Genomic DNA, 8,224 nt, shown 5'->3' with positions numbered 1-8,224 from the left:
CAATTGGGGCGGTCAGTGGGATATGAGCGTTGGGTCGATGACCGTCACCACCGGCCGGCAAGAGGTGCTCGACTTCGCCACGCCCGCCTACTACTACACCCCGGCCCAATTCGCCGCCGCCGACGGCTCCGGCATCGAGACGCTGGAGGACATCAACGGCCAGGCGGTTTGCGCCGGCGTTTCCACGACTTACGAGACGTGGCTGAACGGCAACGCGGCCGAGCTTGGCTTTCCGGCGGACAGCTTCTATGCCGAACCGCCGACGGACGTCACCGTGGTGCCCTTGGCGACGGACGCCGAGTGCCCGCAATCCATCCAAGCCGGCCGCGAGGAGTTCCAGGTCTTCCTGAGTTCCAACACAGTCGTCCAGGCAGCCATCGACGGCGGCGTGGCGATTCACCGCGTCGGTTCGCCCGTCTTCTCCGAGAACCTGGCCGCGGCTTTCGACAAGAGCGGCGAACTGGACAACACCTCAGCCGTCCAGCGCGTCGGCGAGATCATTCAGGAGATGCACGACGACAGTACGCTGCGCGAGCTATCCATGAAGTGGTTTGGCACGGATTTGACAGCTGACCCATCCGGGTCATCCGATTGAGTGTGAGACCTGACAGGTTGGCGGACAGGAGTCCGCTCGAAGCCTGTCAGGTCTAGTCACTGGGGGACAGCCCATGAGTATCACCATCGATCCGGTCAATCCCCCTCCCCCGGCGGGTGAGGGCGAGCGCCTGCGCGCCCAGGCCGAATTGCTGGCCAGCCGCCGCCAGCGCCGGGAACGCCGGTTCAGCCGGGGCGTTCGGTTCTCCTATGTCGTCCTGTTTTTCTTTCTGGCGCTGCTGTTCAGCGGCATCGACGCCACCATCGGCGGCATGCGCGTGCGCACCATTGGACTGGATTGGGAGTTCATCCGCACCTACGCGCCGTTCATCTTCCAGGGGGTGTGGCTGACGATCCTGCTGTCCTTTCTGGCGATCGCGCTGTCGATCGTGCTGGCGGTCGCCGGGGCGCTGGGCCGGTTGTCCAAATCGCCGCCGGCCTACGCGCTGGCGACCTTCTACGTCTCGCTCATTCGGGGCACGCCGCTGCTGCTCCAGATCTTCTTTTTCTTTCTGGCTCTGCCCCAGTTAGGCATTATCCTGTCGGGCATGACCGCCGGGGTGCTGGCCCTGGGTATCAACTACGGCGCGTACAACACCGAGATCGTCCGCGCGGGCATCCAGTCGGTCGGCGTGGGCCAACGCGAGGCGGCGCTGGCGCTGGGCATGACCAACGGCCAGATTATGCGCCGCATCGTGCTGCCCCAGGCGCTCCGCCTGACCATCCCGCCGTTGGGAAACCAGTTTGTCGCCATGCTCAAGGATACGTCACTGGTGGCGACAACCGGGTTTGTCTGGGAACTGCTGTGGCGGGCGCAAAAGGTCGGCCGCGCCAACTTCCGCAGCCTGGAGGCCCTGCTCATCGCCGCCGTCTTCTACTGGATTATCACCATCATCTTCTCGGCCATCCAGGATCGCGTCGAGGCCCGCGTGGGCCGCGGGGAGCGCACGCTCGCATGACCACCATCGTCCGCGTCTCGCACCTCGACAAGTATTTCGACGACCTGCACGTCCTGAAGGACCTGAGCTTCGAGGTCGCGCCTAAGGAAGTAGTGTGCATCATCGGCCGTAGCGGCTCTGGCAAGAGCACCCTGCTGCGTTGCCTCAACTTCCTGGAGACGCCCGACTTCGGCGAAGTAGAGATCGACGGCGTCGCTATCCAATGTGGCGGCCAGGGTCGCGCCTGGCGCAAGCAGGTGCATGACCTGCGCCTGAAGACCGGGATGGTCTTCCAGTCGTTCAACCTCTTCGCCCACATGACCGCGTTGGAGAACGTCATCGAGGGGCCGGTGACGGTCAAGAAGATGGCGCGCGAAGCGGCTGTCGAACTGGGTATGCACAATCTGCGCAAGGTTGGGTTGGCCGAAAAGGCGGCGCAGTACCCGTCACGCCTGTCCGGCGGCCAACAGCAGCGCGTAGCCATCGCCCGGGCCATGACCATGCAGCCCAAAGTGATGCTCTTCGACGAGCCGACCTCAGCGCTAGACCCGGAGCTGGTGGGCGAGGTGCTGGCCGTCATGCAGCAGTTGGTAGAAGAGGGCATGACGATGGTGACCGTGACGCATGAGATGAGCTTTGCCCGCCGTTTCGCCGACCGGATCATGTACATGGATGAGGGGCGATTTGTGGAAATCGGCCCGCCGGAAACGCTGTTCACTGCTCCTCAGGATGAGCGGACGCGCCAGTTCCTCAGCCACCTCCACGTGCACCAGCACGAGCAGGAGCACATTCACAATTGAGAGGGAAGAATCCGCGGATTTCGCGGATTACGCAGATTCTGAAAAGCGCAGACTCATTCCATCGGGTGGAGAAATAGAAAAGCCCCGGCTCGCGCGAGCCGGGGCTTCTTTGATAGTAGGACAGGAAGCGGTTACGGCCGGGAGATGACGATCACCGTCCCGTTGCTGTCGCCGTCGGGGTCGCTGTTGGCTGCGGCGTTGTATGTCTGCCCACTCTTGATGACATTCGTGACGGTAAAAGTCACACTGCTGACATTGTTGGTGCGCAGATCGGTCTTCACGATGTTACACAGACCGCTGGCGTTCGTCTTGCAACTGACGTTGCCGGTAGCGCCGTTGGTCCACTTGCCGCGAACGGTGGCGCCGCTGACCGGGACGTTACTGCCGTTGACGACCTTGATGGTGACCGTGGCCTTCCAGCGATTGCCGCCACTGGTGTAGACGGCGACGCCATCCAAATCGGCGACGCGCATAGCATTCGACGAAGGCGGCGTCGCTGTCGCGGTGGGTGTGGGGGTGCGCGTGGCAGTGGCCGTTGCTGTGGGTGTGGGCGTATTGGTGGCTATCGGTGTGGCCGTGGCGGTGGACGTGCTTGTCGGCGTCGGGACGGGGCCGGTTGTGCAGTCGGCGAAGGTCATGGAGCCGATCCACGTGCCCCAGCGCCCGCTGGTCGTGCCGGTGTTCTTGCTATACTCGCCCAAATACCAGAAGGTCAAGCCGTCCGGAGCGATGGTCATCTCGGTGTAGTCGCCCCAGCGGCGCGGTACGCTGTCAAACGCCGTATAGGCGATCTCGCCCGCCTTTAGCTGCGCTTCAGTTTGCAGCGTGCCCGCCGGGTCTCCGGCCTTGCGGCCGGTGAACCAGACAGAAGGCCACATGCTTGTGCTGGACTTGGTATAGCCCAGGGCCATATCCTCACAATGGTTGACGGCCAGGTCGCCGAAGAAGCGGTACTGGCCGGCGCTGGAGAGGACGCCCGCGGCGGCGATGGTCGCGTTGGCCGGATTAACCTTCACCCAGCGCAGACAGTTGACCGTGCCGCTGCCCGGATTGCAGGCGATCGTGCTGACGCTCCAGGCGTAGCCGTTGCGATACTCGAAGTCCTGGGGACGGTAGTCGTTGGCCTGGACGGCGCTGCCGCCGCTCTGCGGCACGTTGACCGGCATGCCGCCGGTGACGCCGGTGGCCGCGTTCAGGTTCAACGTGCCGCCCACTTTCGTCGGCGAGGAGCCGCTGAACGGATTGGCCCACGACCAGACGGAGTAGCTCGACCCGTCGTAGTCTGTTTCGGTGAAGAAGTAGTGCGGCCCGCTGGTCGGCCACGTGCCCTGCTGATAGCCGTGCAGGTTGAGGGGCTGAGGCGTGTCTTCGGTGGTGGGCAGGCCCTTGTTGGCGCTGGCCGCGGCCTGACCGTTGTACATGGCCCACTTGTCGAAGGCCCAGACGCGCGACTCCTTGAAGCTGACCGTCCCGAAGATGTTTGCGCCCATGTAGATGGCGTCGCGGCCGACGCCGGCGTGCGGGTAGTCGAAGAAGTCCGTGCCCGTGGCCGTCGGGAAGGCGTAGATGTTCCAACTGCCGGTCGGGTTGTTCGTCTGGGAAACGGCGATGCAGTAGTAGAAGCCATCGGCGTCAATGCCGAGGATATAGCGGTCGGCCTCCTCGTCATAGAGCACGTTCGGGTCAAAGACGCCGGTGCAGTTGGCGTTGGATTGCATGAAGCTGGAGAAAGTGGTCGGCGCCTTCAGGCTTTGGCCACTCTTGTTATAGATCTCGAAGGCGACGTTGACCACGGCGATCACGTGGTTGGGGCCGACGGCCAGCTCTGGATCGGGCGGCACATTGCCGCCGCCGCCGCAACACTCAGTGTAGTTGATGCTCTCGAAGCTGGCGCCGACCGCGGGCGCGTTGGGCAGGGGAGCGCTGCCGGCCACGGATACGTTGTTCGACGGCGGCAGATTCAGGGCAGCCTGGCGCAGGGCTTCCATTTCAGCCGGTGGCCGGATATCCTCATTCTCCATCAGGTCGAGCTCGCCGCGCATCCAACGATCGTACTGATTATTGGGGTCGAGAACGCCGGCGGGCACATCGCGCAAGTTCACCGTGGTCGGCGAGACGAGCGTCTGGCCCGTCAGTTGTGCTGCGTCCGGCCCCACCCCAACGCGGTTAGCCGAACTTGCCAGCGCGGGCGCGACCTGCTGTAGTGCGTCTTGGCGCGCGGCTGTTTCCAGACCGGGGCGCGCCGTCCGCGCCGCCAGCCATAAGCCGGCCATCACAATTCCCGCAAGTAAGAGCAATCGAGCGATCGTTATCCGTATCTTTGGTGACATGCTCACCCCTCTATAGAGATAGATTACGGCCACCAGGGCCGCATAGGTAAGTTTGCCCGATAGTTGTTACCAATGCAATAGGAGAGGCAGGTAAAAAGTGGCGATCTGGTGGCATGGCCCATAGACAAAAGAGAGCGGGTTGCCCGACGGGTTCCGCTCTCTAGAGGTCAGACTAGCTAAATTGGATAACGCGAGCTAACGTTGGGGCACAACGCCCGTGGCGATAGGCTCGCCACCCTGGCACAAGACGAAGTTGCCCGTGCCGCCTGTGTGATAGGTGTACTGCTGACCGGCCGCTTCCAGCGTGATAATCGTGCCTTCTACCTGCACCTCGGCGTAGGCCATGCCCTCTTGCGGGCAGCCCAGGGCGGCATTCGGCCAGGTCATCGGCTCAGCCGAGACGATGGAGATCTGGTCCAGCGACAAACCCATTTCGGTGCTCAAGTTCAAGCGCACCGCCTCCATCAGCCTCCCTAATTGAGGGCTGCCCGTCAAACCGGGCCGGCCGGGTGCGGGCGCGACCTGGGGTGTGGTATTCTCGTTGACCTCGGGCGTCAGGCTGCCCAGGTCTACCTCGCCAGACGGCGGCACGAGTCCCGACTCGGGATAGCCGGTCGGTAGGTCGCTCTCGGCGACGGGCTCAGGGTAGCTGTCGGGGACAGGGTAAGCGCCATCGCCGACCGGGTTCAAAGCTGGGGACTCGTCCGCGCTCCCGTCGCTCTCCAGAATTGGCTCGCCCTGCGTCCCACTGGCCGTGCAAGCCGCCAGCAGGACTGTCAGAGCCAGTATGACGAACATGATCAACTTTCGCATTTTTCGCACTCTCCATGCGGCCGGGTGAACACCACAGTCGCTACTGATCTGACGCGCAACGTGCGCCGCCGGTTCCATCTCGATAGGTTTTCACGACGGGGTAGGACACGCGCCGGTGGCCGCTACGGTTCGGTCGCTGCTCCAGACCGTTCGCCGGCGGCCTGCCCTTGGATGAGCGACTGATACCAGTAGCCGCTGTCTTTGATGATCCGCCGCTGCGTCGCGAAATCAACGTAGACAATTCCAAAGCGCTTATCGTAGCCGTAGGCCCACTCGAAGTTGTCAATGAGCGACCAGGCAAAGTAGCCGCGCACGTTGACGCCGGCGCGGGCCGCCGCGGACACCATGTCGGTGTGTTGCTCCAGGAATTGCTGGCGCTGCGGGTCGTGAACGCGGCCGTCGTCCGAGACGGTATCGGCGAAGGCCGCACCGTTCTCGGTGATGTAGACCGCCGGGTTGCCATATTCCTGCTTCATGCGAAACAGCAGTTCGAAGAGGCCCGCCGGATACACTTCCCAGCCCATCTGGCTGTAGCCGTTCTTGCGCCAGGGAGCCACCCGGCCGGCCACAACGGGCAGGTCGTTGGGCCAGAAGCCCACGAACGGCACATACCAGGCGTGGCGCACGTGGATGCGGGTGTAGTAATTGATGCCTACAAAGTCAAGCGGGTGGGCGATCGTCTCCATGTCGCCCGGCTGCACCGGTGGCCGGAAGGCGCGCAGCCGCCCCCACAGCGGCTCCGGGTACTGCCCACGGAAAAGCGGGTCCAGGAAGATACGGTTGATGAATTGGTCGCCCAGCCCGGCGGCGGCGCGATCAACTTCGCTGTCGGTCGCGGGATAGACGGGGCCCATGTTCAGACTGATGCCCACCTGCGCATCCGCGTGCACTCCTTTCAATTGGGCCGCCGCCAGCCCATGGCCGAGCAACTGGTGGTGGATGACGCGCAGGTAGGCCCACGGGTTCAGCCGCCCCGGCGCGTGCAGGCCGCGCAAATGGCCCAGCGTGGCGTGAACCCACGGCTCGTTGAGGGTGATCCACTGCTTGACCCGGTCGCCCAGCCGGCGGCCGACGATCTCGGCGTAGTCGGCGAAGATGGCGGCGCAGTCGCGGCTGTCAAAGCCGCCCATCTCCCGTTGCAGGGCGAGCGGCAAGTCCCAATGGAACAGGGTGACAAAGGGCTTGATGCCGGCCGCCAGCAGCGCATCCACCAGCCGGTCGTAGTAGTCCAGCCCCTTCTCGTTGATCGCGCCGCGGCCCAGGGGCAGCACGCGCGCCCAGGCCACCGAGAAGCGATAGGCTTGCAGGCCGAGCCGGCGCATGATGTCGATATCGGTGGCGAAGTCGAAGTAGGTGTTGCAGGCGACGTCGCCGTTGTGGTTGCGCTGGATACGCCCTGGCAGCCGGGCGAAGTGATCCCAGATCGACGGCCCTTTGCCGTCGGCGTCCCAACCGCCCTCGATCTGGTAGGCCGAGGTGGCCGCGCCGAAGAGGAAGCCGGGTGGGAAGGCGTTGGCGCTCATGTGGCCGGCTTGTCGCCCGTCGCCAGGTCGCCGAACTGGCGCAGAAGGTCTCGCATCTTGTCGCGCGAGATGGGGAAGCGGCGCCGCCGGGCGGTCTTGCCCACCCGCGCCGCGTCCCAGATCAGATCGGCAGCCAGGAAAGCGGCATCGGGCCGGCCCAGCCGCCGGGCGTTGGCGGCGCGCTCCTGGTAGAGCCGGCCGCCGTCGGCCAGCCAGTCGCCCAGCGCCTCCAGAAAGGCCAGCGGCTCTAGCGTCAGGTCGCCCGCGCCGCCCTCACTCACGAGTTGAGCGTTGCCCGTCTCTTGGCCGGGGATAACCTGCATGAGGAACAGCGGCAGACCACAGGCCAGCGACTCGGTCACGATCAACCCGCCTGCCTTGCTGATGACACAGTTGGCGGCATGCATCATATCGGGCATATTGTTGACCATGTTATAGAGGGTGTTGGGGATATGCCATTCCATCGCCTGAAGTTTCTGGAACAACTCATCATTGCCGCCAGCCACAGCCGCCACGTGAATATCGAACCCGGCGTGATTGAGCACGCGCACGAAGGCGTCAAGCCCCTCGACGCGCTTGCTGCCCACAGCCAGAATCGTGAACTTGTCCACCGGCCAACCCAGGGCCGCCCGCGCTTCGACTTTCGAGGCCGGCACGTCGGCCAGCGCGGGGTTCACCGGCAGCCCGGTGACGTGGACGCTCTCCGGATCGAGGCCGCGCTCTAGCGCCAGGTCGGCCGCCGTCTGTGTAGGAACCAGGCAGAGGTCTGACGACGGGTGGAACCACATACGTTGCAGCGAGATGAGGTCGGTCACTACCGTCGCCATCGGCACGTCGCTGCTCTTGATGCGCCGGTAAGCGGCGACCGGATACTGGTAGGTCGGGAAGGTCACGACAACCACGTTCGGCCGGTATTGCCGCATCAGCCGGGAGATAACGTCGTACATGATGACGACGTAGGCCGTCTCGGTGGCGCTCGTCGTCAGGGCCATGTCCGTCATTTTGTAGCCCAGCTTGTAGAACAGGGGCCACTCGCGGGCCAGCTTGTCGTAGTCGCTCTCGGCGCTGCGCAGGAAGGGGGGCGCGCCCGGCTCGTCGAGCGGGTTGACGATAGCTACGCGGGCGTCGTCGCCGCAACGCATCTCCAGCGCTTTGGCGACGGCATTGGCGGCGCTGCGGTGGCCGAAACCGGCGTCGGCGGTCAGAATCAGGACTCGTTTCTCCAT

Annotated in this window: 7 protein-coding genes; 3 read left to right on the top strand and 4 right to left on the bottom strand. The window is 64.3% G+C overall.

Going from position 1 to position 8,224, the window contains the following annotated elements:
• The 3 genes from ACE3UY_RS23460 to ACE3UY_RS23450 form a co-directional block, all read left to right on the top strand.
• Positions 1–595: transporter substrate-binding domain-containing protein (locus ACE3UY_RS23460; protein ID WP_374689888.1), on the top strand; the 595-nt coding region annotated here is incomplete at its 5' end.
• A 73-nt stretch (positions 596–668) separates the two neighbouring features.
• Positions 669–1,553 (top strand): amino acid ABC transporter permease, encoded by an 885-nt coding sequence (locus ACE3UY_RS23455; protein WP_374689887.1) that lies wholly within the window; start codon positions 669–671, stop codon positions 1,551–1,553.
• Complete coding sequence (locus ACE3UY_RS23450; protein WP_374689886.1) at positions 1,550–2,332, top strand: amino acid ABC transporter ATP-binding protein; 783 nt, start codon at positions 1,550–1,552, stop codon at positions 2,330–2,332. Before ACE3UY_RS23455 ends, ACE3UY_RS23450 begins: the two co-directional genes overlap by 4 nt.
• Before the next feature lie 131 nt (positions 2,333–2,463).
• Here the strand turns inward: ACE3UY_RS23450 and ACE3UY_RS23445 are convergent, their stop codons facing one another.
• From ACE3UY_RS23445 to ACE3UY_RS23430, 4 genes are all read right to left on the bottom strand, one after another.
• Complete coding sequence (locus tag ACE3UY_RS23445; protein WP_374689885.1) at positions 2,464–4,605, bottom strand: hypothetical protein; 2,142 nt, start codon at positions 4,603–4,605, stop codon at positions 2,464–2,466.
• 252 nt (positions 4,606–4,857) lie between these two features.
• The gene (locus ACE3UY_RS23440; RefSeq protein WP_374689884.1) at positions 4,858–5,475 is read right to left on the bottom strand and encodes a hypothetical protein; all 618 of its coding nucleotides are present in this window, start codon (positions 5,473–5,475) and stop codon (positions 4,858–4,860) included.
• A 122-nt stretch (positions 5,476–5,597) separates the two neighbouring features.
• Complete coding sequence (locus tag ACE3UY_RS23435; protein WP_374689883.1) at positions 5,598–6,998, bottom strand: GH1 family beta-glucosidase; 1,401 nt, start codon at positions 6,996–6,998, stop codon at positions 5,598–5,600.
• Positions 6,995–8,224, bottom strand: a 1,230-nt coding sequence (locus tag ACE3UY_RS23430) for a glycosyltransferase (protein WP_374689882.1), incomplete at its 5' end; no start/stop codon positions are given. The genes ACE3UY_RS23430 and ACE3UY_RS23435, both read right to left, overlap by 4 nt.

Origin of the sequence: Promineifilum sp. (SeqCode), from assembly GCF_041918635.1 — a bacterium.
Taxonomy (GTDB): domain Bacteria; phylum Chloroflexota; class Anaerolineae; order Promineifilales; family Promineifilaceae; genus Promineifilum.
The sequence above is the reverse complement of the archived record's forward strand: the minus strand, read 5'-3'. Positions and strand labels throughout refer to the sequence as shown.

Bases quoted from the DNA above. Each gene is read 5' to 3' on its own strand.
- ACE3UY_RS23455 (WP_374689887.1), top strand. From the start codon at position 669: ATGAGTATCACCATCGATCCGGTCAATCCCCCTCCCCCGGCGGGTGAG.
- ACE3UY_RS23450 (WP_374689886.1), top strand. From the start codon at position 1,550: ATGACCACCATCGTCCGCGTCTCGCACCTCGACAAGTATTTCGACGAC.
- ACE3UY_RS23445 (WP_374689885.1), bottom strand. From the start codon at position 4,605: ATGGCCGGCTTATGGCTGGCGGCGCGGACGGCGCGCCCCGGTCTGGAA.
- ACE3UY_RS23440 (WP_374689884.1), bottom strand. From the start codon at position 5,475: ATGCGAAAGTTGATCATGTTCGTCATACTGGCTCTGACAGTCCTGCTG.
- ACE3UY_RS23435 (WP_374689883.1), bottom strand. From the start codon at position 6,998: ATGAGCGCCAACGCCTTCCCACCCGGCTTCCTCTTCGGCGCGGCCACC.